Genomic DNA, 25,977 nt, shown 5'->3' on the forward strand with positions numbered 1-25,977 from the left:
AGAAAGAAAATCCATGACATCGAAATTCGTCAGGGCAGCGGCCCTGCTGTTTCCCGGGTTGCTCGCCGGAGCCTTCCAATACGGCGCCGTGAACGTGCTCTACGCTTTCCGTGCAGTCCCGCTCGACGTCCGCTTCACCTTCCACACCGCCCTGATGCGCGTCAACGGCCCCGTCATGCAGACCCTCATGGCCCTGTCCATCCTGAGCACCCTCATCTTCGCGGCACGCACACGGTCCCGCCACCGCCTGATCGCCGGCATCGCATGCGCCCTGGAAGTCATCACCTTCATCATCACCCGATTCGGCAACGTGCCGATCAACCAGAAAATCAAGGTGTGGGCAGTCTCCGGCCCACCCTCCGACTACGCAGCCGTCCTGCATCGCTGGGAGCTGTTCCACTTCGCCCGAACCGGCACCGCCATCCTGGCTTTCGTCCTTTTGGTCACCATCCTCGCCGGATTCATCACCAACACCGCCGAACCTCTCCCCGACGACCGCCCCACCGCGAACCACGAACCCGCCTGCGCGACGCAGATCTGAGGACCCATGATCGACATACCCATAAAATTCAAGATCCGCAACCGAGTGGTCGTCCTGTCCCACCGCATCGGTCTCCCGTTCGGCCCGATGCATCTGCTCACCGTCCCGGGACGTATCAGCGGCCACCTTCGCACCACACCGGTGGCGCCCATTGTCATCGACGGCATCCGGTACCTCGTGCAGGCCTATCCGGGCTCCGACCGGGTCAAGACGCTCGCGCAGCCGGCCACGGCCTCCTGACCCGACGATCGTGCGGGCGGCGGCGCATGTCATGGGGTCGAATCCAGATTCAAGGTGCAGGGAATTCCGCTTCAACCGTTCAGGCTGGCCACTGCCGGCGTCATGGCCGACACACCTGGTGCGCTACGCCTCGGCGAGCCATCGGTAGGCCCGCTCTCGCGTGGAGAACCAGCCGGTCGGGAAGGACGCAGAATCTTCCACGCCAGGTTGTGCACCGGCCTCGACCGTGCCGGGGACGCCGGGGGCGACCAGGAACGCGAACTTCGTCACTCCGGCTGCGCCGTAGCGCGGAATGATGTTCCGGTCCCGCCAGCCCATGACACCCGGGCCGAATTCATGGTGGAAGTCGGCGGCATCGACAATCATGTATCGGGGTTTATGTTGGTCGCCCATCTGGGCGAACAGCGTCAGGGTTTCCTTGAAATCGTCATCGCTCAATTCGCCGGGCAGCCAACGCAGTTCCAGCGTCCGCCAGTCTTCGTGGTGCAGGATGACACCCCACGGATTGCGAGCGACCTCCACCGGCTCGAGCTGCTGAGCTTCAGCCATCGCCTACACCTCCTTTCGTTCTCGCAAACTAACGCCGATGGGCGGGCGATGATGAGGGGCCGGTGAGACAACTTCCGTGCTGATTCGGCCACTCCCCTATCGGCGCCGCTGTCGCCGGGCATACCCTCGGACCGTGCTATCGGTCGCAGTGCTGGCACTGGCGGGTGGAGCCTCGATCGGCCCTGCCGGCTTCATGGATGTGCTGGCCAAGGCGGATCGCTCCTGGCAGTTGCAGGCTGGTGCGGCATGGACTCAGCTGTTCGATACAACCCTGGTCGGACTGACCGACGCGCCGGTACGGTGCCGCGATGGAGTCCTGCTGCAGCCCCAGTGCCGGGCCGCCGAACTCGCGCCGCCAAACCTTGTGGTGGTGCCGGCCTTCGATGACGAGAACCTGCTCGATTCGCTTGCCGACAACCGAGAATGGGTGCCGTGGCTGGACAAATGGCACGCCCAGGGCGGCCGCGTCGCATCATCGTGCGTCGGCGCGTTCCTACTCGCCGAGGCGGGCCTGCTGGACGGACGCCCCGCAACCACCCATTGGATGTTCGCCGAGACCCTCCGCTCCCGTTATCCCCGGGTCAAGGTCACAACCGACCGGCTGATTGTCGACGCCGGGGATGTCATCACCTGCGGCGGCGCCACCACCTTCCTGTCGCTGGTCGTCTATCTGGTGGAACGCTTCGGCGGCCATGAGCGTGCGGCCGTGGCCCGCAAAGTCCTGCTCATCGATGGCGGCCGGACAAGTCAGCTGCCCTACCTGACCTACACGCCGGTCCGCGATCACGGCGACGAGCTGATGCAGCGGGTCCAGGACTACATCGACACCCATCTCGGCACGCCGATCGGATCCGAAGCCCTTGCCCGGCACTTCGGCATAAGCCCGCGCACCCTCGCTCGGCGATTCCACGCCGCCACCGACTCGAGCGTGAACTCCTATGTGCAACAAGCCAGGATGCTGCTGGCCAAGAAGCTCCTGGAGACCACCGACCAGCCGATCGAGCAAATCCGCACGGCCACAGGCTACCTCGACCCCGCAGCCTTCCGTCGGGTCTTCCGCGAGGCCGCCGGAGTTTCCCCACGACAGTACCGAAACATCTACGCCACCCGGCCGTGAATGTCTTGGTCGCTGACCGGTGTAGCGTACGCAGTTCAGACCCGGTTAGACGTGCCGGCTGCGGTGCCCAGCATCAAAGGCTAACCCTGCCCACGAATACCGAATGAATAGCGGCCCTTGCCAGTTGGCCCGCGGCAGCCCTCCTCACGGCCCCGAATCCTGAAGCTGTCGCCAGCCGCGAAGTCGCTTCGCGCGCAGGCCGATTCGTCTACTGTTCGCCGGTGGCCGGCGACGGGTGATCGGGCGAGGTGATCACCTCGGTGCCGCGCCCGATCCCAGCCTGCAGAGGGTCGGTCCACGAGTCCATCGCGACGCCGTACTTCGCTCCGGTGTAGTCGGAGAGCATCTGCTCGAAGGCCAGACCGAATGCAGGACTCGCGAAGTCGGGACGGTCAGGAACTCGTCGACTGTTGGCCGGCCGAGTCATGGTGTTGCCGCGAAGCCGCTCGAGCGGCTTCGATGTCGTTGATGTTGGCCTCGATCCATTCGCGCAGCGCGGTGATCGGGGCGCGCAGGCTGTAACCCAGTGGAGTGAGGGTGTATTCGACCTTCGGTGGGACGGTGGGATGGACGGTTCGGATGACGAAACCGTCGGTCTCCAGTTCGCGCAGGGTCTGGGTGAGCATCTTCTGGGAGATGCCTTCTATGCGGCGCTGCAGATCGGTGTAGCGCATGGTGCCGCCGGCGAGCGCGTCGATGATCAGGACCGTCCATTTACCGGCGATCCGGTCCAGCACCTGACGAGTGGGGCAGCGAGCGGAGAAGACATCGGCCGGCAGGCCCGAGGATTCGACATGTGTGCGCACCCTGACCATTGTAACGAACTACAAGGTGCCTTCTTTCAAAAAGTTTGCCACTCTCCGATAGTTAGTTCCATGAAAGCCGATACCTTGTCTGTTCCGGAAGCGATCCACCGGCGCCGCACCGTCCGCCACTATCTCCCCGATCCGATCGACCCGGACGTGTTGACCGAACTGCTGGAGCTCACTGTGCAGGCTCCCAGCGCCTGGAACATGCAGGACCGGTCGATCGTGGTAGTGACCAGCGAGGCTGGGCGAGCCAGGCTTTCGGAGGCAGCCTTCGGGCAGCCGCAGCCCCGGGAGGCGCCGGCGGCGCTGGTCTTCGTGGCCGACAGTGCGGCATGGGAGGCGCCGAACACCGACATCGCCGAGTCGGCTGGGCGCAGTGGTGCCTGGAACGCTGAGTTCACCGCCATGTTCGACAGCCGGGCGGAATTCCGCGACCTGCACAACCGTGGACTGTTGCGGGAGAACGCGGTGAAGAACGCCATGATCGCCGCCACCTACACCATGCTCGCGGCCACGGCGCTGGGGCTGGCGTCGGCTCCGATGAACGGCTGGGATCCCGATCTGGTGAAGAAGGCGATCGGCATCGAGGACCGAGATGATCTGGCCATCGCTGTCATCGTGACGATCGGACACTCCGCCACCATCCCACCGCACCCAGGCCGACGCCCGCTGGAACAGGTCGTCTTCGCCGAGCGGTACGCTACCCAGCCTCGTCACCGACCAGCGTCCACGACCCAATCAGATCGTCGGTCGACCACTCCTGACACACGCTCTGCCCGGTAGACGAATCAGCCTGGGCGCGAAGCTACTTTGCGGCTGGGGACGGCTTCAACGAGCTTCACAAGTCGACCATCCTTCCGCCCGCCGGAAGCTCGCAGGGCTTGCACGACGAGGGCCGAACCGTGGCTACTCAGCGCAACGGCCGAGTGTTCTGATTCAACGGATCGGGTGAATACGCTTCCGGCGCAACAGCTTCCGTTGCACCGGAAGCGAGCTACCGATCGGCGGTGCTGCGTCAGATGCGACGTATACCGAAAGTGCGCAATCGCCAGGCCCCGTGTCGAAGTGAGTTGAGGGGTGGCATCGCCGCGCGGTGCCACCCCTCAACGGTTCTGCGGAAACTGTTGTCTGCGTTGATGTATGGGCGAGGTCTCGGGTAGGTGATTCAACGACCACGGTTCTCAGCTGTCTGCACGGATCGAAAGGGTCAGGCCCTTGGTCGTGACATTCGGCAGTTGGCTCATCTCCGCGAAGGCCCGTTGATCGTGGGCCGGCACGACAATCAGGTCGGGCATGCGCTGCATGATCGAAACCATGCGGAGGATGTTCTGCCGGTTGCCCTCGGCATCGAAGTCGCCCAGCCGCCTGATCGGCAGCGGACGCTCCACGCGGCGGATGAGTCCCTCGCGCTGCCACACCAGATCTCCCACCAGGGCATAACGCACCTGATTCGGCAGTGTCACGAAGACGATCACACTGCCGGGTGTATGGCCGGGGGCTGGGACGCAGACGATCGAGCCGTCACCGTACACATCGTCATGCCGGGAGAAACCTAGGTACGGCCCGCCCGGGAAACTCAGCTCCCGCCAGTTGAACGGGATTTCCTGGAAGAATCCGCGGAAGTTGCCGAACATTTCCCGGCTGTAGAACGCGGCTCGGTCGCGCGGGGAGATCAAGACCGGCAGATCGGGGAAATCGGTGATGCCGCTCATATGATCCCAATGCGCGTGGGTCAGCAGAATCCCGGACAGTCGGCCGAAGTCGTAGTCTGCCGCTTCCAGCTGATCGACAGCAGGCTTCCAGAGGTCATACTTGGTCATCTTCCGGAACAGCCGGGGCATCGTGGTCAACTGCTTCGCGATGTCGCGCCCGAAACCGGAGTCGACCAGAAGATCACCCCGCGGGTGCTGAATGAGCGCGGCGCCGATGTAGAACTCGCGCTTGTCGAAGATGGACCCGCCGACGTACGCGTATGCGGCAGTTCGGTGATTTACCCCGGTCGGCACCGCGACGAGGTCCATCTCGGCCGGTGGGTCGGCTCTCGGGATCGGGATCGATTCGGGCAACGGCAAGGGCATGGGGAGCTGCTTCATGACCTGTTCCTCCTCCGTCGGGCCGGTCGCGCTCGACGGGACGTCGAAGGCGGCCAGGGTGAGCGAAACACTGGTGAACCAACCCATCAGCACGGTGACATCGACGATGCCCACCACGCCGATCGTGGCCACGCACGCGCGCCTGTACCGGGGTTGATGCGAGCTCATACCGGCAGATGAACAGGCACCGCTGCCAATCCGGTCACCGGCCGGCTCCCGCGTAGATCCCAGTACCGTCGGGGTCGCCGCTGCCGACCAGGCCGAACGACCAACCGGCGACCACGAGGCCGATACCCGCGGCAACACCGGCTGGGCGATGCCGGTAAGCCGCCCACCAGGCCACGATCTGTCCGGCCAGCCGAACCGCCTGGGCGGCGGGCGGCATATGGGCGAGCACGTAGCGGCCGCGTCGGGTCCGGCGCAGCGATGTCAGATCCCTGCGCACCAGCAACACGGACGCGAGCACGGCAGGCACATGCGCGACGACCAGCGCCGTCGCCACCCGCCGCTGCCACATCAGGCCCATCGAGGCGATCCCGGCTGTGATGTCGGTGGCGAGCTTAGCCGGATGGACCTGATGCAACAGATATGCCTCGCGATCCATATCGTTCATTCTCCCCCAAGAGAATCGCCCGCGAGCTGACCACCTCCGCCGGTTCCACCGCGGCCTTGTGGATGGAGCGCCAGGAACTGGTCCCCATCCGCGGCAACGGTCCTCGCCATCTGATCCGCACCCACCGACGCCGACGCCGACGCCGGCGGCGCGGCATTGCCCGAAGACCACCGTGAGCCGCCGAATCTGTAGCTGTCCAACACTGGAATCTCCCACGGGGCCCTCCCTGGTCCCGCAGACTCGTTGTCCGGCAACGAATCCCACCCACAGGCTGGCTACACCTCCTGCGGTGGCGGTGAAAAGCCGGGCAGCGGAATCACTCCGAGCTCCTCGATGGTGTCGAGGGTGCCCTGACTGCCGACTGCGAGCCAATTGGGCAGTCGGGCGACGAAATAGGCCACTACCTGTGACGACACCGACTGCGTTCGCCAGTTGCGTCGGAGTCGGCGCGGCGCGTCCACGCTCGTGTCCGCCCAGCCAATGTCATGATCACAACGGCCCTACGCCTCACCGGAAGGAGACGACCATGCGACTCGCCCGCGTCCTTGCCCCGCTCGCCGCCGCACTGCTGCTCGGTTTCGGTCTCACGCTCGCCGCGGCACCCTCGGCCCTCGCCGACCACGCCGGACCCAGCCGTGCCGCATCCCCCTGCCCCCAACCCAACGGCTTCTCCCCCGGCCCTACCCCGTCGCAGTACTACCAGTGCTCGAACAATATCCCGACCCTGGAGTCGTGTCCGTCCGGCCTGATTTGGAACCCGATAGGCCAGTACTGTGACTGGCCGTCCAGCGCAAACAACCCTGGCTAGTGATCCTCGGTGCAATCCCTCAGCGCGTGCCGCTTGCCCGGTCTGCGGCGCGTGGACCGCGCCGCAGATGGCACTGGCAGGTATCGCCGACACCAGCGGCTTCGGCACTCGACCATCGATGGTGTCGGCCGCCGAAACCCCCACAGTTCGTCCGGCACACCGATGTTTCGGCAACTCGTCGATCACGAGTCGAACATCATGTAGCACAACCGATCCCGATGCACGACATGCAAACGACAGCACCGATTCCTTTATGAGAACAGTTCCGAGTGTTCGCGCACGAAGGGCCGGCCCGCGAACAGGGCCGGCCTTCGAGGATGTTGCCGTCAGTGCGCGATGCCCAGGCAGAGAGGGAAGCCGGGCTTGCCGCCGGTGAGATACGCGCCGGCGGATTGGAGGATGCGGTCCTGGGCGACGATGTGCTGGCACATGGTGGTGACGTCACGGAGCCAGCCGTCCAGTGGGGACGAGGCGTAGATCGACGCGGTCTGGCGGAGGTCGTAGAGGCGGGTCACGATCTCGCGGGCGGTGCGGAAGGCGTGCAGGCGGGACAGGGGCAGCGCGGCGCGCTCCTGGGGAGTCAGGTCGTCGAGGGTGCCGCCCTCGGCGAGGACCTCCCACTCGCGGCGCAGCGCGGTGTAGACGCCGCTGCGGGCGGCGTGGAGGTCGGCTTCACAGGCCGCGAGGGTGACCTGAAGGCGGTAATCGTCGGCGCGCGAGGCGGATTCGGCGAGCACGTGGTCCAGGGCGGCACGCGCGACGCCCAGTGCGACGCCGGGCATGTTGCGCATGTGCACTTCGGGCTGGGCCAGGGGGCTCGCCGCGGCGTGGACGCGCGAGAACACCAGCGTGTGCCCCTCGGGCACGAAGATGTCGGTGATCGTGTAGTCGCAGCTGCCGCTACCCGCGAGGCCGGTGGTGTGCCAGGTGTCGAGGACCTGCACGTGGTCGCGCGGCACCATCATCAGTCGCGAGTCGTGCGGGTCGCCGTTCGGACCGGGCTCGGGCTTTCCGTCGCGGAAGAGGAAGGCTCCCGAGATCACCCAGTCGGCGTGGATGATTCCGCTGCCGAACTGCCAGCGGCCGGTGAGCCGATATCCGCCCGGGACGATCTCTGCGCGCCCGATGGGGAACAACAGCCCGGCGGTGACCATGTCGAGGCTGGGGAACATGTCGCGGGCGACGGCCGGATCCAGGAACGACGCGTACAGCCCGGTATCGGAGCCGATCATGGCGCACCACCCGGCGGAGGTGTTGCCATAGGCCAGGGCCTCGATCACCTCGGTCTGTTCGAGGGAGGTGAGTTCCGGTCCGCCCCAGTCCTTTCCGAAGCCCATCCGGAACACCCCGGTGTCCCGCAACAGCTCGACGATGTCGTCGGGCAGGCGTCGGGCCTGCTCGATGTCGGCGGCCCGATCGCGCAGCAGCGGCGCTATCGCCTTGGCCCGAGCGAGGATTTCAGCGGCGGCGGGACTGCGGTCGCCCGCCACGCGCGGTTCGTCGATGGTGGTCACCGGAGGTCTCCTTCGGGGTCGGGAACGTCGAGAACATGGAATGCGCCGTGCAGGAACGCCAGTCGCGAGCCCGTGGCGCGGGCGCCGGCGGCGAGGACCTCGCCGACGAACAGGGTGTGGTCACCGACCGGAAAGCGGTGCGCGAGTCGGCATTCGAGCCAGCCCGCGGCGTCGAACACCAGCGCGCCGATGCGGCGGCCGGGGCGACTGGACACCTCGGCCAGCGCCGCAGCGCGGCGATGATGGTCGCGGGCGAAAAGCTGTGCGATCCGGTGTGATCGGCCGTCCAGAATGGACACCGCCCACACCCCGGACTCGGCCAGGGCCGCCCCGAAGCTGGAGTCCGAGCGCAGCGCGATCGACACCAGCGGCGGACGCAGCGACAGCGAGCACAGCGAATTCACCGTCACCGCATCGTGATCGCGACCGCCGGGCCCGTCGCGATAGGTGGTGGCGACAGCGACGCCGGTCGCGAAGGTCCGCATGGCCGCACGGAGTTCGGCCGCCCCGGCAGACGCGGCCGGATACTCCTCGAGCGGTTCACACCACGACACCACGGGTTCGCGGATCTGGACACCGAGTGACGTCGGCTGGGCAGACAGCATGGTCACACCGCCTGCGGGAAATCGAAGACGCGGTCGGGATCGTAGTGCTTCTTGATCTGCGCGAGCCGGGCGTAGTTCGGGCCGTAATAACTGCTGCGCCAGTCGGCCAGCGCCGGATCGGTGAAGTTCACGTAGGCCGCGTCGGAGGCGTGCGCTCCCATGTCCTCATACAGACCGTCGAGCCAGTCCATATTGCGCGACACCCTCAGAGCAGGGTCGGAAGCTCCCCACGAGGTGTCCATCGACACCAGGAACAGGGTGTCGCGATGCGGGAACGCGGTGTCGGACACCGGAACCCGGTTGATGGCTCCGCCCCAGGTGAACAGCGCCACGCCCGCGCCGTCCGGGTTGGAGCTACCGGGCCACCGGTCGATCGCGGCAACGATCGTGTCGATACCGTTCTCGCTCAGCGGTTTCGGAGTGCAGCGGGTGCGCACGGCGAACGCGCCGCCCGAAGTCTCGTGGTGCAGGAAGTCCTTGGCATCCCAATAATCACGGTCGGTGATTTCGCAGCGGCTCGTCGGGGCGGCGGACAGGACGGGCGCGAGCAGTTCCCGCAATTCGGTTGCGGGACCGAGATGCTGACCGATCACCGAGACCCCGGCAGGCCCGCGAAGCGCCCGCGCGACGCCGATTCGGGCCGCGAACTCGTCCGGGGCACCGGTCATGACGTCCTGCATCACGGTCAGCACCGTGCGGGCGTCCGCCCCGTCCCACAGCAACAGGCAGGTGGAGCTGGACCGTGGCTCTCGTGCCTGGAAGGTGAACGACACATTCACACCGAAATTGCCGCCCCCTCCCCCACGGCAGGCCCAGAACAGGTCGGGATGCTCGGTGGCGCTGCATGTCACGGTGCGGCCGTCGGCCAGGACCATCTCGGTGCGCACCAGAGCATCGCAGGTCAGGCCGAACGCCCGCGACACCGCTGCGACGCCGCCGCCGAGGGTGAGCCCACCGATCCCGACCTCGTTCGAATTGCCCAGCGGCACCGCGAGATCGTGACGCCGCAAAGTCGCGTAGACCGCCCCGTTGCGGGCACCGCCGCCGACAGTGATCAGACCGGCTTCGGGGTCGACGTCGATTCGGTCGAGGGCCCGCAGATCCAGCACCAGCCCCGGGCCGATGGAGTATCCGGCATAGCTGTGCCCACCACCGCGCGGCGTGATCGGCACTCGCGTCTGTCCGGCCCAGTCGACCGCGCGAACCACGTCCGACACCGATCCCACCGATACCACGGCACGCGGACGCCGGCCGAGGTATCTGGTGTTGAACGGCGTGGTCGCGACGTCGTACGCCGGGTCACCGGGTTGCAGGACGGTATCGGCGCCAAGGGTGTACAGCGCGCTCACGGTATCTCCTCCAGATAGCACACTCCCTGGGAGCCGTTGGGCCCCAGCCGTTCCCATTCCTCTCGCAGTCGCAGGGTGCCGTCGGCGGCGCGTTCGGGCGTGATCCGGTTGACGCCGCAGACGATTTCCCCGTCGGACAGCACCATCGAATATGCGAGCCGCAGGGCCCCGTTCTCGTCGACCAGGCCGGTGACGCTGCCGCGCCGCACCGCGCCACCGGCGAAGTGCGCCCACACCAGATCTCCCCTCTGGTGATACCGCGCGATAACGCCGTCGCGCGCTTCCGGGTTGTAGAACCGGCGGCCCTCGTAATTGATCATGAGTCGGCGTCCAGCAGACCGGCGGGCAGGGTGAACCCCGCACCTGCTTCCAGCGGCGCGAGCGGATCGCCGCTGAACTCGACCGCCGCGGCGGCCCGATCCAGCAGCTCCTCGCAGCGCCGGGGGTCGGAGTCCTCGCAGACGACGAAGGAGTGTCGTGCGATGTAGCCGCCCGGGGGCAGCCGCAATTCGGTGCCCGGCTCGACCATGGCGGCCGCGCTCACCATTCCGGGCGCGTGGTCGGGCACCCGGATCGACCGCACGACGCAGTCGATCTCGGGGTAGCCGAATCGGATGCCCGCGACCGCAGTACGGGTCGGGGTCAGCACGGGGCGGCGGCCGGCGGCGATGTCGACGAGGACCTCCCCCGGATCGATTCCGGTCGCGACGCGCCCCAGGAACGGGATCAGATCACCGCCGAGCCGACCGTTGATCTCGATGATCACCGGCCCGAAGTCGGTGAGCCGGACCTCGCTGTGCGTGATGCCGTTCTCGACGCCGAGCTCCTGATGCGCGGCGGCCAGCGTGGCCAGCAGCGTCTCGTCGCACAGCAGCGGGTCGTCGGCGTCAACCAGGTGCCCGATTTCCTCGAAGTACGGTGCCAGCCCGGTCCGCTTGCGCGCCAGGAACATCGGTAGGTACTCGCCCTTGTAGACCGCCGCGTCGATGCTGATCTCCGGGCCGTCGGCGAACTGCTCCACCAACGCCGTCCCACGGAAGGGCGCGTCACCGATGCCGCTGGCGCCGGTCGCGACCGCGAACGCGGCCTCGAGTTCTTCGGGGGTGGTGGCCATGCTCACGCCCATGCTCGCGCCCAGCGCTTGCGGTTTGACGACCACGGGGTAGCCGATCCGGTCCGCGGCGGCGCGGGCCTGTTCGACGGAGTGGGTCAGCGCGAATTCGGGTTGGGGTAGTCCGGCCGCGGTGAGCGCGGCGCGAGTGCGGTTCTTGTCGCGGCATCCGCGCACCCCGGTGCGGCTCAGGCCCGCCACCCCGAATTCCTCGGCGAGGTCGGCGGCCGGTTGGACCAGCGGCTCGTCCCAGCACAGCACACCGATGATGGTGCGGCGCTGTGCGATTCGGCGGGCCTGGTCCGTGAGGATCTGGTGGTCGAACAGGTTCGCCACGGTGATGTCGTCGCAGTAGATCCGCTGCCAGGTGGGTTCGATATTGTTGAGCAGCACCAGGTCCAGGCCCAGCGCACGGGCGCGCAGATGCGCGGAGCGCAGCAGGTATTCGCGGTACAGATGTAGTCCGCTGCCGATGACCAGCAGCGCGTCGTTTCCGGTCATGATGTCCTCTCCATGCGTGGATGTCAGGCGGCCGCGGCGGTCGCGACCAATTCGGCGATGCGGTCGGCGACCAGCGGCGCCGTGCGGAATCCGTCGCCCCCGACCGCCGCGCGCGCCCAGACCGCCGGGCCGATCTGTTCGAGCGCGCCGGCTCCCGTGCCGGGGTCGAGGGAGTAGTGGCAGTGCTTGACGGCGATCACCGTGTACCGCTCCGGCTGGGCGAGCAGCGCCCGCCAACCCTGTGCGACACGGAAATCGGCCCCGATGAGTGGCTCCCGCGCGTCACCGACCGGACGGCACATGCCCGCCGAGCTGAGTTTGAGCAGCGTGCCGTCGCCCGGCGGCAGCAGCCAGCCGGTGCCGTCCGCGCCGACCCCGCCGACGGTCGGCGCGTGCTCCCACCAGGTGACGAGCTCCGTGGGCGGCTGCGCGTAGACGATCGTCTGCCGCCGAACCCGCGCGGTGGTCTCCACCAGCTCCCGGCTGTTCACGCCCGCCGCGACGAGAACCAGATCTCCGCTCAGCATCCGGCCGTCTGCCACTGTCAGCCGAGCGTGGTCGGGATCGACGGTGACAATCGGCGACCACGGCCGCAGCGTCACGCCCGGCTGCGCCCGCAGCCAGCGCGCGGCGGCGTGCAGCACCCGTTCGGCGAGCAGCACCCCGGCGTCGAGTTCGTGCACGCCGAGACATCCGGGCGCGAACACGATGTGCGGCAGCGCTTCCGGTCCCATCAGCGTGATCCGGGCCCCCGCCCGCCGGGCCGCGGCGGCTGTGGCCTCCGCGGCGGCGGCCGGTTCGACGGTGACCGCGCCGATGCCGCGATAGAAGCGCCCGCCGAGGATCGCCTGCAACCGCAGCCATCGTTCGTGCAGCCCGTCTCCGGTGGGACCGCGGGCGTCGAGTCGCAGCGCCCGGTGCTGATCGAACGAGCTCGACCCGGTATTGGGGATGGGGCCCTGTTCGAGCAGCGTGACCCGGTGCCCGGCGAGGGCGCACCGGACCGCGGTGAGCAATCCGGTGACCCCGGCGCCGACGATGACCACAGCAGCCATCTCAGCTCTCCAGCGGCGAAAGAAGTGGCAGCCGTAGCGGTTCCACGCTGTCGCGGATCGTGATCCCGGTCAGCCCGGTGTCCGGCAGCGCGGTAGCCAGGTCGACGAGAATCGGTGCGGCGTACCGCAGGACGACCTCGGTCTGGTGACACAGGTCGCCACCGTCCAGCGCGGGATCGGTGAGCCGGTGCAGCTGCTGGGTGATCGTGGTCGCCGCGCGCTGGAGGCTGAATCGCGGCAACTCGTACGCGGCACGGAAGCGCTCGGCGATCCGCGCCGCATCCGACTGCGCCCGCGCCGACACCGGCAGCGGCCCGCTGCCGGACAAGCCATTCACGCGCTCCGCCACCCGATTCCACGGTTCCACCAGCCGGATCCGGGTCAGCCGGGCCAGCTCGGTGCGGCTGAAGCTGCTGCGTTGCAGCTCGGGGCTGTCGGTGGCGAGATGGAAGCGGATCAGGTCGCGGGGTGCCTGCGCGGCCAGGTCGCGGGCCCACACCAGGTGGCCGCGGCTGGTGGAGAACTTCTCGCGGTCCAGTTCGTAGAACTCGTTGGTGAACAGCCGTGTGGGGAAAAGGCATTCGGGACGGTAGGCGGCGAGCATGCCCAGCCCGGCGATGGCGAACGGGTACAGGTTGTCCGCACCGAGGAAGTACACGAGCTCGCTTCCGGCCTGCGGCAGCCACAGCTCATGCTCCGAGGCCGGGCTGTGGCCCGCGGATTCGGCGGCGAGCATGGAGCAGTACAGCGTCCAGGCCACCGGTTCGGCATTCGGATTGACCACCTGGCCCGGCAGTCCCGGCGCGGGGATGCCCCAGCTCGAGGGATAGGTGACCGGGAAGTCGACCAACGGCTTGCCGAGCAGCTCGTCGATCAGCTGCGCCGCGCGGGGGCGCAACATCGTCGCGACGTGGTCGAAGTGCGCGCGCAGCCGTCCGCGATACTGTTCGAGCGGCAGCACCAGGACCTCGACGGTGCGGAACTCCACGGCCTCCTCGGGATCGCGGGTCGAGCGTGGATTGCGCAGCTCGTTCGCGGGCACCGGATGTCCGCACGTCTCGCACAGTCCGCCGCAGCTGTCGGCCAGACACACCGGGCACGCGCCCGCGATGTGGCCGTCGACCAGGAACTCCCCGGTTCGCGGCGCATACGGAAACACCATGGGCCGCAGGACGATCCGCCCCTGTTCCCACAGTTCCCCAACGACCTCGCGGACAAACGAGAGGAATCGGTCCTCCCAGCCGGTGAAGCCGTCGACCTGGATGGCGAGCGCATCGAGGGTAGCCTCGATCTCCTTGGCTGCCCGGCGCACCAGGGCGTCCGGGGTGGTGCCCAGCCGACGCGCGGTGGTGACCACGAAGGTCGAGGTGTCCTGCACCCCGGTACCGAGCAGAGCGGCACGACCCGTCGCCCGCACGTAGCGTGCGCACACGTCCGCGGCCAGGAACGGTCCCGCGATATGGCCCAGGTGCATATCGCCGTTCGCGGTGGGGGCGGGGGTGATGATGATGACGGGTCCGGTCATGAGTTCACCGCCTCGGGTTGGGGCACAGCAGTTTTCGCCGCGGCTGCGCCGAGATAGCCATGCGCCGATTCGTCATCCCACCAGATCGCGTACCACTGGAAGTCGCTGTCGCCGTCGTTGTGGACGTGGTGGGTGGAGCCCGGGCGCAGCAGGGCGAGGTCGCCGGCGTCGAAGCGGTGCCGCTGCCCGTCCACCTCGAGCTCGGCGCGTCCGGTCATCGCCACGAACAGCTCGTGCTCGTGGTGGGCGTGGGCCGTGGAGGAGTCGCCCGGCGCGAGGACGCACCAGGCTCCCTCGAAGGGCGCGTTCAAGATCGGCCACGGCAGCAGGCGTTGCGAGGCCACGCCGTAGGCCACCTCGAGCCGGTCGCGGTCGAGCTTGCGGATCTGCACGGGCGGGGAGTCGATCGAGTGCTCGTTCATGCCGACCGCACCTCGAGCATGGTCCGGTCGTGCGCCTCGCTGCGCCGGTCCAGCAGATCGTCGACGATGTCCTGGGAGCGGTGCGCCAGCACGCTGATGAGAGTGTCCGCGATGCCGTGCGTGGCCTCGTTGACGCCCTGCAAATACACCGCGCCCCAGGTATTCTCGGCCATTTCCAGCCGATACCGCCTACTCACGGTCACCTCGGTCAGGCCCGCCGACTCGGCCAATCCACGCACCAGGGCGGGCATCTGCGGCGAGTAGCCGGTGCCCAGCAGCACCACATCGCAGCCGAGTTGCGAGACGTCGCCGCTGCGCAGGTCCCGCAGGGTCAGCTTCAGCTCGGTGTCGTCCCGGTGGGCGGCGACCACCTCGGTCATGGGCAGGATTCGAGATCGCTGCTGCCCCAGCATCTTCTGCTGGTAGAGCAGCCCGTACAGCTCGTCGAGGAACGGCGGTGCGAGACCGGCATAGTTGGTCAGATGAACCTCGTCGAGGATGCGGCGGCGGGTCTCGGCATCGCAGTAGTAGAACTCGTCGACGAAGGAGGGATAGAACAGCTCGTTGACGAACTTGCTGGTCTGATAGTTCTGCAGGCCGATCGAGCGCACCACCATTGTCGGGGTGCTGTGCGGCAGGTCGGTGTGCACCGCCATGAACATCTCGGCCGCGCTCTGCGCCCCTCCGATGATCACCGGCCGGATGGGGCGCTCAGGGTCCAGGGCGGCGACGCGGGTGCAGTACTGGGTGCTGTGGATGACCCGGTCCGCGGGCAGACCGGCGAACACGCCCGGGATGTGGGCGTCGCGGCCGGTGCCGAAAACCAGGTCGCGGCAGACGATCCGGTCACCGCCGGCCAGCGTGATGGTCCAGCCGGTGATGCGGCCGCCCATGCTCCGCCGCGGTTCCACCCGTTCGACCCGGGCGTCGTAGCGCACTCGGACCTGCTCGAGGGAGTCCGCGACCCACTGCTGATAGGCCGACAGTTCCCAGCGGTAGGGGTTGAAGGTGGCCAGATTGACGAAGTCGTCCAGCCGCCGCTGCTCGTGCAGGAAATTGAGAAAGGAGAAGCGGCTGCGCGGATTACGCAGGGTCACCAGGTCTTTCAGGAACGACACCTGGCTGCGCGCCCAGGGCAGCAGCAGATTGCGCTGCCATTTGATGTCGGGGTGCTGCTCCAGCAGCAGGGTGTTCTCCGCGAGATCCACGGCACCGGATTCCTCGACCGCGACGGCCAGAGCCAGATTCGCGGGCCCGGCACCGATGGCCAGGACGTCGACGTCGTATGCAGTCACACTGTCCACCTGAATGTCGAATACTCGAATAACGCCGCTCCCCAGTGAAATCCGCTGCGGCATTGTTCGATACCGTTCGCGACCGGTGATCATCAACCGATCGTCGGCCTGCCCAGAACAACGAAAAGCCCCGGGCGAGCAGGGATTCTGCTCGCCCGGGGCGTATTTCGGAGGGCAGCCGCCTAGGACTTCTCGGCGGCGATCGTCACCGTCTCCAGGTCCAGATCGCGGAACGGCGTCACGGTCACGTCGCGCAAGCGCGCCGACCATCCCGACTGCGTGCCCGGGATCACCAGCGGCACCGCGGGCATGTCCTGCAACACCAGGCGCTCGGCCCGCTGATACAGCGCGTCGGCATCGTCCTGCGTCACGGTCGCGTCCGCCTGGGCCAGCAGCGCGTCCACCTCCGGGTTGGAGTAGCCGCCGGTGTTGGCCGAGCCGCCGGTGCGGTACAGCGGGTTGAGGAAGTTCTCGATCGAGGGGTAGTCGGCGACCCAGCCGGTGCGGTAGATCGTCGACATGCGGTGCGCGTCGATGCTGCGCCGGAACTCGCCCAGCGTCGGCACCCCGACGAAGGTGCATTCGCGGCCCAGCGCCGTCGTGATGGACGCGCACACTGCGGTCAGCCACTTCTCATTGGCCGTGTCGGTGTTCGATTCCAGCCTGATCGCGCCCTGGAATCCGCTGGCCTCGAACAAGGTCCGGGCCTTGTCCGGTTGATAGGTGCACAACTCGCCGCACTGTCCGGTGGTCGAGCCGTGGGCGGTGGGCGGCACCAGGCCCAGCGCAGCGGTGCGGTCGCCGGTGAACACGGTGTCGATGACATGCTGGCGGTCCACCGCCATCGAGATCGCCTGCCGCACTCGCGGATCCGCGTAGCGAGGATCGTAGAGCGGGAAGGTCAGCGACTGGAGCCCGGAGCCCTGCTTGCTGTAGAAGCGCCCGGCCAGGTCCTTCTTGTAGCGGCTGTCGACCAGTGCCGAGCCGGGCAGCACCTCGAGGAAGTCCAGCTTGCCGGCGACCACGTCGGCGTAGGCGGCGTCCAGGGTGGTGCTGAAACGGAATTCGGCCTCCCGGATGGCGGGCTTGCGCTCGCCGCCATAGCGGTCGTAGCGCCGAACCACCAGATCCGCGCCCGTCTTGTGCGAGACGAACTCGAAGGGGCCGTCACCGACCGGATGCTGCTCGAAACCGGCTCTGTCGGTGAAGAACTTCTGTGGCAGCGGTGAGAAGGCCAGGTAGCCCAGGCGGGTGACGAACGCCGGGTAGGGGCGATCGAGCGTGATGCTGAGGTGATAGTCGTCGTCGACGTGCAGCCCGCTCAGCTGGCGGGGTCCGGAGGACGGATCGGCGACGGCGTGCACCTTGTCGTAACCCTCGATCATCGACAGGAACGACGCGCCCTGTTGATTGTTCGGGCCGTACGCGGTGTAGTTCCACGCATCGACGAAGCTGTGCGCGGTGACCGGGGTGCCGTCGTGAAAGGTCCAGCCGTGCTTCACGGTGACGGTGAACACCCGCTGATCGGTGGTCGTGATCGATTCGGCGACGGCATTGTGTGGCGCCGCGGTGTGCGGATCGAATTCGACCAGCCCCTTGAACAGGGTGCGCAGGATCTTCGAGCCACCGGCATCGGTCGTGTTGCCGGGGATCAGCGCGTTCTCCGGCTCGGTGGTGTTGAGGCTGATCGAGTCCGCCACCGCGGCCGGAGCCTTGGAGCCGGCGCTACAGCCTGCGACCAGGGTGACCGCGAGGACCGCGGCGCCGGCACAGGCGAGTATTCGGGACGAGCGCATCGGATTACTGCCTTTCCAGGATGACGAATCCGCGGCAACTCCCGGCCGGTTGTACCGGAACGGGCGGATTCGCTCCCAGTCGAGCAGAGCCACCGGTTTGGCCGACACGAGTCGGCAAGCAGGACAATCAATTCCGGTCAACTGTGCTCGGCGGTGATGAATCCGATCCACATCGCGCCCCACCAGCAGCCCTGCGATACGACGGCCGTGACGGCCCCGCGCCACACCAGCCCGCCCGCTGCGCCCGAGCTCGCCGCGGCCATGCGCCGCCCGAGCGCCAGCGCCTGCACACCATTGCAGACCAGGACCAGCACCAGGGTCAGTTTCACCCGGGTGGCCGCGGCGGCGAGGTCGGGAGACAGGAACATGCCACTGATCACGAGGCCGCACAGGCCGATCCAGATCGGCAGATGCAGCCGGCGGGTTCCGGCAACCACCTCGGCGAGGGCCACCCGACCGGCGAGCCACAGCAGGCCCAGATAGTCGGCGACGAGCACCGCACCGAGCCCGACGACCAGCGCGGCGAGATGGACGAACAGGGCGGCCTCCCGCACGACCGGACCGGTGTGCACGTGGGTGGAGCCCCACACGGCGAGCGCCAGCGCGAAGACCGCGCCGCCCGCGACCCAGCGCAGGGCCGGTTGGGCCGCCCGGTCCGGCCCGGTGGTCGACGGCAATTTCCCAATGTCGGCGGACATAGCATGTTGTCCCTTCGCACACGCCAGGCGTCGGACGGATGTCTGTGGCCAGTCAAGCGCCGGAAAATGTTGTCCGACAGCGTCCTTCCAGCTCGAACACCAAATCGCGAACAGGCCGGACATGACGAAAGGCGGTGGCGTCGGCCGCCACCGCCTTTCGGTGCCCTCGGATCAGCGCTCCGTCGCCGGCCTCACGCGCTCTCGGTCAGAGCCTCGCCCGCCGCCACGTCGACCACGGTCTCCGGCTCGGCATCCGAGGCCGTCCGGCCGGGCATCCCCGCGTAGGCGCACCACGCCGCGAACAATCCCAGCGCCCCACACAGCGGCCAGATCCCGGTACCCAGCCACTGCCAGGCCGCGACGCCCAGTATCGGGCCCACCGCCAGACCGAGCCCGAACACCGCCTGATGCGTGGCGACATAGCGGGCCTTCACACTGGCCGGGAAGGAACTCGGATAGGCGAACATGGTGGGCCCGTTGATCATCACGCCCAGCACGAACACCGCCGTGGCCGGGAGGACGAGCGGCACCGCATACCCGATCAGGGCGTACCCGGCCACGCCCGCACCCATGATGGCGGTGCCCACGGCACCCACCAGATCGCCGCGGCGGTGCACGACGAACGAGGTGATCTTCAGTTCGAAGGCGATCAGCACCACCGAGGCGGTGACGAGCACCGCGCTGTACCACGCGGTGGAGCGGCCGTCGCGCACGAGATTCAGCGGCAGGGCTACGGTGTACTGCACGTAGATCAGCGTGCCGATCAGCACCGACATCAGGAACAGGCCGTAGCGGCGGTCGCGAAGGATTACCCCGTACCCCGAATTCCGCTGCGACGCGGCTTCTTCCGGTTGCTCATGGGCCACGTGCACCGCGGGGATCAGGGTCAGCGCGATGGCGGCGTAGGCCAGCGCCGCCACGGCGTTCAGCCAGTACAGCAGGTTCCAGTTCAGCAGGATGACGCCCGCCGCGACCAACGGCGCTACTGCGGCACCGATATTCATGGCGATCCGCATCATCGAGAAGGCCATCACCCGGTGCCGCGACGGCATCAGATCGCTCAGCAGGACCGCCGCCGCGGGCCGAGCGGCCTGCCCGATCAGACCTGCCGCCGCCACCGTGCACACCAGCACCGGCAGCATCTCGGTCCGGCTCACCAGCGGCACCGCCGCGAGCAGGATTCCCGAACCGGTCATGGCCGCCACGATGGTGCGCCGCGGGCCGAGCCGCTGTGTCAGTTCACCACCGAGCATGGTGCCGAAGACGGCCCCGGCGCTGTAGGCGGCCAAGGTGATTCCCGCTGCCCCGACCGAGAAGCCGCGGTGGGTCAGGTACAGCACCAGAAAGGTCTGCACGAACGCGGTGAGCTGATTGATCAGCACGCCCAGCAGCAGGAAGCGAACAGGAGCCGGGGTCTCGCGAAGCACCGTCAGCACGGCCGGACGCTCAGGAGTGGTTACTTCGCTCATGGTCGGTCACCTCACTCTCGGGTGAACAGCGCTTGGACGACGCCGAAGTCCAGCCCGTCGGCGAGGGCGGAGTAGGTACCGGCTCCGAGCGCCTCGGCGGCCACCGCCGCCACCCGGGCATAGGCGGCCTGCGCGACGGCGGGCCCGAAACTGATGCGCCGCACACCGACTGCGGCCAGCTCGGCCACCGCCGGCGCGCCGGCCTCGGCAACCGCCGGCGCGCCGGCACCGACCATCACGTTGACCGGCAGCGGCGTCTTCCCGGTGAGTTCCCGCAGCACGTCGAGGTCGAGCAGGCCCGGCACGAACAACGAGTCCGCACCCGCCTCGGCATAAGCGTGCGCCCGCGCCACCACCTCGTCGAAGCGGTCCTCCGGTGCGCCGATGCCGAACAGGTAGACGTCGGTACGGGCATTGATCACCAACCGCGGCAATCCATTTCCCTCGGCGGCCGCCCGAGCGGCCCGAATCCGAGCGGACTGCTCCGCGATCTCGAACAGCGGGCCGCCGCCGGTGCGGGAATCCTCCAGATTCACCCCGACCGCGCCCGCCTCGATCACCGCCGCGACGGTGTCGACCACCTCCTCGGCCGAGGGACCGTAGCCGCCCTCGATGTCCGCGCTCACCGGCACCGTCACGGCGTCGGCGATGCGGCGCACCTGCTCGACCATCTCGGCGCGGCTCAGCTGCTGGCCGTCGCCGCGGCCGAGCGCCCACGACACGGCGGCGCTGGTGGTAGCGATGGCCGGCGCGCCCGCGCGCGCGATGAGGGCCGCGCTCAGCGCATCCCACGCATTCGGGAGCACCAGGGTCGCGTCGGCGTGCATAGCGCGGAATTGCTCCGCCAGACGTGGCCTGTCGTTGCCGGTGGTCATGGGCGACTCCTAACGCTCGAGTACCGCTTCGCAGCGGAGTGACGCGCCGAACGCTACCGTTCGACTGCCCCATTTCCGCTGGGCGCGTGCACATTCCGAACAATCGAACGTCAATACCGCGGCGCATCGGCCGGCGCGTAGCGCAGCACCGGCAGCTCGACGGTGTCCACTTCCCGACGCAGCGCCAGCCGGCTGGTCTCCTGCGCGATGAGCCGCCCGATCAGAGCGGGCAGGACATGCCGCCCCGAATCCCGCATCCGGTACAGCAGCCCGGCGTCGATCAGCGCGTCCATCGCGTACTCGGCCGAATCGATCGACACCTGTAGCGATTTCGCGAGCGCGCCGGGGGTGATCTCGTCGGTGCTCACCGCCAGCCGGTGGACGGCCTGCTGGGCGAGCGGCGGCAGCAAGATGTAGGCGGGCAGCACCGACTGGACGAGACTGACGTCGCCGATCCACAGCCAGTTCGCGATCTCCACACCACTGTCGAGGTGGGCGGCGAACTCGCTCAGCGGCCGGTACTTCTGCGCCGCGATCTTACGACCCGCGATCGTCAGGGCCAGCGGCAGATGCGCGCAGAACTGCGCGATCCGCAGAACCGCCGGAAGTTCGGCGCGCACGCGGTCCGCGCCGATCAGCAGCCGCAGCAGCTCCACCGACTCCTTGGGCGTCAGCGGCGCGAGTGTGATGCGGCGGATGCCCTCCAGACCCAGCAGTCGCGATCGGCTCGTCATCAGGATCTGACTGGTGCACGAGCGGACCAGCAGTAGGCGCACCTGCGGCTCGTCGCGAACATTGTCCAGCAGCACCACCACCCGCTGCACGGCGAGGGTCGAGCGGTACAGGCCCACCCGGCCCATCTCGTCGGGCGGAATCTGCTCAGGGGGCACTCCGAGCGCGAGCAGAAACCCGGTCATCACGTCCAGCGGCTGCACATCGTCGGCGCCCATGTCCGCCCACAGCTGCCCGCCCGGGAAATCCGAAGCCAACCGCCGGGCGAATCGCATGGCGAAGGTGGTCTTTCCGATGCCCGCCGGGCCGCGGATGACCAGGGGCACCCGGAGATCCCCCGGTCCACCGGTCACCTCGGAGGCCCGTCTCAGCTCGGCGGCTCGGCCCACGAAATCGTGTGGCCCGATGGGCATTTGGGCCGGACGCACCTTCAGCTCCGATGCGGCCCGCGCCGGATCGGCGGCGACCGGAGCCGAGGGGACCGCCGCCGCGCTGTCGATTTCGGTGTCGCCGTGGATCTCCCGCCAGCGCTGCTCCCATTCCTGCGGGTCCCCGCCGCACGCCCGGACGAACGCCAGCGCGACCGGCAGACTCGGCAGGCGATGCCCGCTGGCGGCCTCCGAGAGAACGGAGGGCGAATACAGTGCCACACTGGCCATTTGGCGATACGAGGGGCTTCCCGCCGCCACGCGGAGCTTGCGCAAGTCTCCGGCAAAGGTGGACAATGGCCCTGAGAGTGTCCGGAGGGGTTTCTCTCGTCTTCCCATCAGCGACAACCATCTTCCCAGTCGCACGACCGCAGGATTCGACACCCCTGAGGCCGAAATTTCGTGCGGAGCTGACGCTCCGGAGCATCCGGGTGCCCCCATGCGCCGCGAATGTCCAGGATGATCGTGGGATCAAAGATTGAACACCTGGTGTCGGACCATCGTTCGGTAGACGACAGCGTGTGTAACGCTGACTCGGCAGGCATGCCGATCCCCTCAAATCGAATTACTGTCGGTAAAACGCATTGGGGCGCAGCCGAGTTCATCAGGCTGATCGGCGCGCGCAGATCCGGACGACGCTCGTGGAACCCGAACAATCCGCCCGCCGACTATCTGACCATGCTGCACCACTGGGACACCTGGTACTGGTGGCCGCCGCCCCCGTACACGTCATCACGGCGGCCGCTCCCACCCTGGACAGCACCCACTGATGACCGCCATCTGGGATGAGAAGGACTGGAGGACAAGACAATTGGAACGACGAGTTGTGTTGCGAGCGCTGATGGCCGCCGGAGGTGCCGCCACCTTCGCAGCTGCCTCACCCAAGATCGCCGCACCGGAAGCGAAGGCGGACGGACAAAGCCGGACCGGGCCGCTACGCGTCCATATCGTCATGTTCGACGGTGTCGAAGAACAGGATTTCATCGGACCCTTCGAGGTGTTCTCGCTCGCCGCCATGCTCGCCGAGCGCGGCGTGGACCTGCGGTACGTGACCACGGGTCAACCCGGAACGATCCGCGCTTCCTACGGCACCGTCGTGCAAGTCACCGAGCCATGGGCGCCCCAGAACGCCGATGTGCTCGTCGTACCCGGCGGCGGCTACACACACCGAGACGCGCCGGGCGTCTGGGCCGAGATCAATCGTGGCGTCCTGCCCGAAGCCCTGGCAGCCGCACCCCGCGCCGGACTGATGATCAGCTCATTGTGCACCGGCGCATTGCTTTTGGGTGCAGCCGGGCTGGTCAACGGCCGCCCCTGCACAACCCATCACGGTGCTCTCGACACCTTGAAGCAACAAGGTGGCGTCCTTACCGAGGCACGCGTCGTCGACGACGGCGATCTGGTGACAGCGGGCGGCATAACCTCGGGGATCGACCTGGCCCTCTGGTTGGTGCGCCGCGAGCTGAGCGCCGAAACCGCGACCCGCGTCGAGGCGATCCTGGAATACGAGGCACGTGGGCCGATCTGGACCCGATGACCCAATCTCGATCCACCCGCACACCCTGCGCCACACCTGCCGCACCCCTCTTGCACGGTTCGTCGCGCTGCCGGGCCCGAACCCTCAGGGAACGCGCTATTCGGCTGTCAGCCAATCCAGCTCGGTGGCAAGGCTTTTCGCCAACGTACGCACTCGCCGATGGATGGGCATCAGCACATGTGGAAGCACCAGGCAGATGATGAGAGGCGCGACCCCGCGCAGGGGACGCCAGGTGAGGCCGGGCGGGTGCGCCGACAGTGCCGCCTCGCCGACCAGAGAGATCGTCGTGCCAGTACGGACTGCCCGCTGGGACATGTCGAATGCGACTGTGGGAGTGACGAATTGGGGTTGGATCGGGAGATCGCGGAAGAGGTTGACGAGGGCGTCGTGCAGTGGCGGGTTTGTAGCGCGGTCGTGCAGTTGGATGGGGTAGGCGACGAGGTCGGTGGGGTCGAGGTCGACGTGGGCAGCCAGGGGATGGGAGAGGGACAGCTGTACGCCGATTCGTTCTCGGCGCAAGGGGAATCGGCGGACTCCGGTGCCCGGTTGTTCAGCTCGGGTGATGCCGACGTCGAGTCGGCCCTGGGCGACGGCGGTGGAGATGTCCGGGGTCGGCATGGGGGCTGCGATGATTTGCAGGTCGGGTGCGTCTCGGCGCAGGGCTTCGACCAGGAGCGGGGCGGTTTCCGAGCCTGCGCTGGCGCTGTAGCCGATGCGGAGTGGACCTGCGGCGCCGAGGCCTACTCGGCGTGCGGTGTCGAAAGCCCGGTCCAGGGCGGCCAGGGCGGCGGGGGCGGAGTCCGCCAAAGCTGTACCGGCCGGGGTCAATGCGACGCTGCGAGTGGTGCGGGTCAGCAGTTGGGTGCCGAGGTCGGCTTCGAGGCGGCGGATGCGGGCGCTCAGGGCCGGCTGGGCGATGCCGATGCGGGCGGCGGCGCGGGTGAAGTTGCGTTCCTGGGCTACGACGAGGAAGTACCGCAGGCTCGAGGTGTCCGGGGCCATCGCGCCTTTCGTCGATTGATAACGATCGGTGCTGAGTCTAGCGGAAATCGATCTTTCCGAACCCGGCACATCGGCGCTTAACGTGCAGGTATGTCAAACATTCAGCTGTCGGCCAGTATCGAGATCCAGCCCGAGCATGTGGCCGAGTTCGAGCGGACCTTGGATGTTCTCGTCGCCTCCGCCGCACTCGAACCGGGCGTGCTCGAGTACGGCATCTGGCGCGATCGCACTGTGCCGCACCGCTTTCTGCTGTTCGAACGCTACGCGGACCAGCAGGCCCTCGACGCCCACATGACGCTGCCCGCGGTGGCCGATTTCGTCGCCCGACTCCCCCACTGGCTCGCAGCCGACAGCCAGGGCGCCCTCGACACCACCGAGCAGCTCGGAGTGATTCCGCTGCCTCGCTTTTCGCCGTCACCACAGGAGGTGTAGCCGGCTGGGTGACGGGCCCGCTCGAACCCGCTATCCGAACCACCTACGCCCCGGCCGACCGCTGCTCTCGAAATCTGCCGGCGGACCACCGCAATGACCTGTTCCGAGTGCGCACCTGCAGCGCCGGGATGCGCAGCGCATCGATCATCGACTGGAGATTCCCTTGTCCATCCCCAACCGCCCCGTGGACTCCTCGCCACGTTTCGCCGTCATCGGGACCGGCCGCATGGGAAAGGCGCTGGTCACCGCTCTTTCCCAGCATTACGGCGACATCTTGTGGGCCAGCCGCGACGAGCACCGTTGCGCCGAAGCCATCCGGCAGCTCGACCTGCGTGACCGGGTCCAACCCTCGACTCATGACCACGCCATCGAGCGGGCCGACATCGTCTTCCTGGCGGTCTGGCATCAGGACGAGCTGGAATTCGTCGACCGCCACCGGCAGCTTCTCGACGGGAAGATCCTTGTCCAGCTCGCGAATCCGTTCACACCGGACTTCACCGACTTCACCACCGGCTACGACACCTCGGCCGCTGAACGGCTCGCCGAGGTCATCCCTACGGCCCACGTCGTCGGCGCATTCAAGAACATCTTCTGGGTCGTCTTCGACCAGCCGCAGTTCCCCGAGGGCGTCAGCGACCTCCTGGTGACCGGCGACAACGAAACCGCCAAGACCACCGTCATGCGACTGCTCGGTCCATTGCCGTTCCGGGTTCTCGACGGCGGCGCGCTGCGCAACAACCGGGTCATCGAACGCATGACCCTGCTGTCGCGAGAGATCGCCGTCCGCTACGACCACTACCCCCGGGTGGCCTATCGCCTGCTGGGACAAGACAACTGACACCCACTACCCTGCGGGAGCGA

29 protein-coding genes are annotated in these 25,977 nt (G+C 67.7%); 8 read left to right on the forward strand and 21 right to left on the reverse strand.

Going from position 1 to position 25,977, the window contains the following annotated elements:
- The first annotated feature begins 13 nt into the window (after positions 1-13).
- Positions 14-541 carry an anthrone oxygenase family protein gene (locus ACIRRA_RS35435; protein WP_402777273.1) on the forward strand — a complete coding sequence of 176 codons (528 nt, stop codon included), beginning with the start codon at positions 14-16 and terminating at the stop codon, positions 539-541.
- A 6-nt stretch (positions 542-547) separates the two neighbouring features.
- A complete protein-coding gene (locus tag ACIRRA_RS35440; RefSeq protein ID WP_402777275.1) occupies positions 548-781 on the forward strand; it encodes a hypothetical protein in 234 nt (77 codons plus the stop codon).
- Positions 782-904: 123 nt separating this feature from the next.
- On the opposite strand, the gene ACIRRA_RS35445 is transcribed toward ACIRRA_RS35440, so the two are convergent.
- Complete coding sequence (locus tag ACIRRA_RS35445; RefSeq protein WP_402777277.1) at positions 905-1,330, reverse strand: hypothetical protein; 426 nt, start codon at positions 1,328-1,330, stop codon at positions 905-907.
- Positions 1,331-1,463: 133 nt separating this feature from the next.
- On the opposite strand from ACIRRA_RS35445, the gene ACIRRA_RS35450 reads away from it, so the two are divergent.
- Positions 1,464-2,447 (forward strand): GlxA family transcriptional regulator, encoded by a 984-nt coding sequence (locus ACIRRA_RS35450; RefSeq protein WP_402777278.1) that lies wholly within the window; start codon positions 1,464-1,466, stop codon positions 2,445-2,447.
- A 208-nt stretch (positions 2,448-2,655) separates the two neighbouring features.
- Here ACIRRA_RS35450 and ACIRRA_RS35455 read toward each other — a convergent pair whose 3' ends face one another.
- Positions 2,656-2,793: a hypothetical protein gene (locus tag ACIRRA_RS35455; protein ID WP_402777280.1), complete on the reverse strand. Its 138-nt coding sequence runs from the start codon at positions 2,791-2,793 to the stop codon at positions 2,656-2,658.
- 46 nt (positions 2,794-2,839) lie between these two features.
- Positions 2,840-3,253 carry a winged helix-turn-helix transcriptional regulator gene (locus ACIRRA_RS35460; RefSeq protein ID WP_402777282.1) on the reverse strand — a complete coding sequence of 138 codons (414 nt, stop codon included), beginning with the start codon at positions 3,251-3,253 and terminating at the stop codon, positions 2,840-2,842.
- A 69-nt stretch (positions 3,254-3,322) separates the two neighbouring features.
- On the opposite strand from ACIRRA_RS35460, the gene ACIRRA_RS35465 reads away from it, so the two are divergent.
- Positions 3,323-4,039 carry a nitroreductase family protein gene (locus ACIRRA_RS35465; RefSeq protein ID WP_402777284.1) on the forward strand — a complete coding sequence of 239 codons (717 nt, stop codon included), beginning with the start codon at positions 3,323-3,325 and terminating at the stop codon, positions 4,037-4,039.
- A 398-nt stretch (positions 4,040-4,437) separates the two neighbouring features.
- Here ACIRRA_RS35465 and ACIRRA_RS35470 read toward each other — a convergent pair whose 3' ends face one another.
- From ACIRRA_RS35470 to ACIRRA_RS35480, 3 genes are all read right to left on the reverse strand, one after another.
- Positions 4,438-5,481: an MBL fold metallo-hydrolase gene (locus ACIRRA_RS35470; RefSeq protein ID WP_402777286.1), complete on the reverse strand. Its 1,044-nt coding sequence runs from the start codon at positions 5,479-5,481 to the stop codon at positions 4,438-4,440.
- Between the two features lie 70 nt (positions 5,482-5,551).
- Complete coding sequence (locus ACIRRA_RS35475; RefSeq protein WP_402777288.1) at positions 5,552-5,953, reverse strand: hypothetical protein; 402 nt, start codon at positions 5,951-5,953, stop codon at positions 5,552-5,554.
- A gap of 284 nt (positions 5,954-6,237) precedes the next feature.
- Positions 6,238-6,363 (reverse strand): hypothetical protein, encoded by a 126-nt coding sequence (locus ACIRRA_RS35480; RefSeq protein WP_402777290.1) that lies wholly within the window; start codon positions 6,361-6,363, stop codon positions 6,238-6,240.
- Positions 6,364-6,488: 125 nt separating this feature from the next.
- Between ACIRRA_RS35480 and ACIRRA_RS35485 the strand changes: the two genes are divergently transcribed.
- Entirely contained in the window at positions 6,489-6,770 is a 282-nt protein-coding gene (locus ACIRRA_RS35485; RefSeq protein ID WP_402777292.1) for a chitin binding peritrophin-A domain-containing protein, read from the forward strand.
- A gap of 326 nt (positions 6,771-7,096) precedes the next feature.
- On the opposite strand, the gene ACIRRA_RS35490 is transcribed toward ACIRRA_RS35485, so the two are convergent.
- The 14 genes from ACIRRA_RS35490 to ACIRRA_RS35555 form a co-directional block, all read right to left on the reverse strand.
- Positions 7,097-8,284, reverse strand: a complete 1,188-nt coding sequence (locus tag ACIRRA_RS35490) for an acyl-CoA dehydrogenase family protein (RefSeq protein WP_402777294.1) — start codon at positions 8,282-8,284, stop codon at positions 7,097-7,099.
- On the reverse strand, positions 8,281-8,889 hold the full coding sequence (locus tag ACIRRA_RS35495) for a flavin reductase family protein (protein WP_402777296.1): 609 nt from the start codon (positions 8,887-8,889) through the stop codon (positions 8,281-8,283). Before ACIRRA_RS35495 ends, ACIRRA_RS35490 begins: the two co-directional genes overlap by 4 nt.
- 2 nt (positions 8,890-8,891) lie before the next feature.
- Positions 8,892-10,238: an FAD-binding oxidoreductase gene (locus tag ACIRRA_RS35500; RefSeq protein ID WP_402777298.1), complete on the reverse strand. Its 1,347-nt coding sequence runs from the start codon at positions 10,236-10,238 to the stop codon at positions 8,892-8,894.
- Positions 10,235-10,558 carry a hypothetical protein gene (locus tag ACIRRA_RS35505; protein ID WP_402777300.1) on the reverse strand — a complete coding sequence of 108 codons (324 nt, stop codon included), beginning with the start codon at positions 10,556-10,558 and terminating at the stop codon, positions 10,235-10,237. The genes ACIRRA_RS35500 and ACIRRA_RS35505 overlap by 4 nt, the downstream gene beginning before the upstream one ends.
- Positions 10,555-11,850, reverse strand: a complete 1,296-nt coding sequence (locus ACIRRA_RS35510; RefSeq protein WP_402777302.1) for an ATP-grasp domain-containing protein — start codon at positions 11,848-11,850, stop codon at positions 10,555-10,557. Before ACIRRA_RS35510 ends, ACIRRA_RS35505 begins: the two co-directional genes overlap by 4 nt.
- Before the next feature lie 23 nt (positions 11,851-11,873).
- A complete protein-coding gene (locus tag ACIRRA_RS35515; RefSeq protein ID WP_402777304.1) occupies positions 11,874-12,905 on the reverse strand; it encodes an NAD(P)/FAD-dependent oxidoreductase in 1,032 nt (343 codons plus the stop codon).
- A gap of 1 nt (position 12,906) precedes the next feature.
- Complete coding sequence (locus tag ACIRRA_RS35520) at positions 12,907-14,430, reverse strand: class I tRNA ligase family protein (protein ID WP_402777306.1); 1,524 nt, start codon at positions 14,428-14,430, stop codon at positions 12,907-12,909.
- Positions 14,427-14,852: a cupin domain-containing protein gene (locus ACIRRA_RS35525; protein ID WP_402777308.1), complete on the reverse strand. Its 426-nt coding sequence runs from the start codon at positions 14,850-14,852 to the stop codon at positions 14,427-14,429. The genes ACIRRA_RS35520 and ACIRRA_RS35525 overlap by 4 nt, the downstream gene beginning before the upstream one ends.
- A complete protein-coding gene (locus ACIRRA_RS35530; protein WP_402777310.1) occupies positions 14,849-16,147 on the reverse strand; it encodes a SidA/IucD/PvdA family monooxygenase in 1,299 nt (432 codons plus the stop codon). Before ACIRRA_RS35530 ends, ACIRRA_RS35525 begins: the two co-directional genes overlap by 4 nt.
- Positions 16,148-16,329: 182 nt before the next feature.
- Positions 16,330-17,943 carry an ABC transporter substrate-binding protein gene (locus ACIRRA_RS35535; RefSeq protein ID WP_402777312.1) on the reverse strand — a complete coding sequence of 538 codons (1,614 nt, stop codon included), beginning with the start codon at positions 17,941-17,943 and terminating at the stop codon, positions 16,330-16,332.
- A gap of 137 nt (positions 17,944-18,080) precedes the next feature.
- On the reverse strand, positions 18,081-18,641 hold the full coding sequence (locus ACIRRA_RS35540; protein ID WP_402777314.1) for a hypothetical protein: 561 nt from the start codon (positions 18,639-18,641) through the stop codon (positions 18,081-18,083).
- Positions 18,642-18,832: 191 nt separating this feature from the next.
- Entirely contained in the window at positions 18,833-20,110 is a 1,278-nt protein-coding gene (locus ACIRRA_RS35545; RefSeq protein ID WP_402777316.1) for an MFS transporter, read from the reverse strand.
- Positions 20,111-20,121: 11 nt separating this feature from the next.
- A complete protein-coding gene (locus ACIRRA_RS35550) occupies positions 20,122-20,985 on the reverse strand; it encodes an isocitrate lyase/phosphoenolpyruvate mutase family protein (protein WP_402777318.1) in 864 nt (287 codons plus the stop codon).
- Positions 20,986-21,095: 110 nt separating this feature from the next.
- On the reverse strand, positions 21,096-22,376 hold the full coding sequence (locus ACIRRA_RS35555; protein ID WP_402777320.1) for an NB-ARC domain-containing protein: 1,281 nt from the start codon (positions 22,374-22,376) through the stop codon (positions 21,096-21,098).
- A gap of 580 nt (positions 22,377-22,956) precedes the next feature.
- Here ACIRRA_RS35555 and ACIRRA_RS35560 point away from each other — a divergent pair.
- Positions 22,957-23,682 (forward strand): DJ-1/PfpI family protein, encoded by a 726-nt coding sequence (locus ACIRRA_RS35560; protein ID WP_402777322.1) that lies wholly within the window; start codon positions 22,957-22,959, stop codon positions 23,680-23,682.
- 96 nt (positions 23,683-23,778) lie between these two features.
- On the opposite strand, the gene ACIRRA_RS35565 is transcribed toward ACIRRA_RS35560, so the two are convergent.
- On the reverse strand, positions 23,779-24,684 hold the full coding sequence (locus ACIRRA_RS35565; RefSeq protein WP_402777324.1) for a LysR substrate-binding domain-containing protein: 906 nt from the start codon (positions 24,682-24,684) through the stop codon (positions 23,779-23,781).
- 90 nt (positions 24,685-24,774) lie between these two features.
- Here ACIRRA_RS35565 and ACIRRA_RS35570 point away from each other — a divergent pair, with 90 nt between their 5' ends.
- A complete protein-coding gene (locus tag ACIRRA_RS35570; RefSeq protein WP_402777327.1) occupies positions 24,775-25,116 on the forward strand; it encodes a putative quinol monooxygenase in 342 nt (113 codons plus the stop codon).
- Positions 25,117-25,279: 163 nt separating this feature from the next.
- Positions 25,280-25,954, forward strand: coding sequence for an NADPH-dependent F420 reductase (locus tag ACIRRA_RS35575; RefSeq protein ID WP_402777330.1), 675 nt, complete (start codon positions 25,280-25,282; stop codon positions 25,952-25,954).
- Positions 25,955-25,977: the final 23 nt, after the last annotated feature.

Origin of the sequence: Nocardia sp. NPDC101769, from assembly GCF_044766925.1 — a bacterium.
Lineage (GTDB): Bacteria > Actinomycetota > Actinomycetes > Mycobacteriales > Mycobacteriaceae > Nocardia.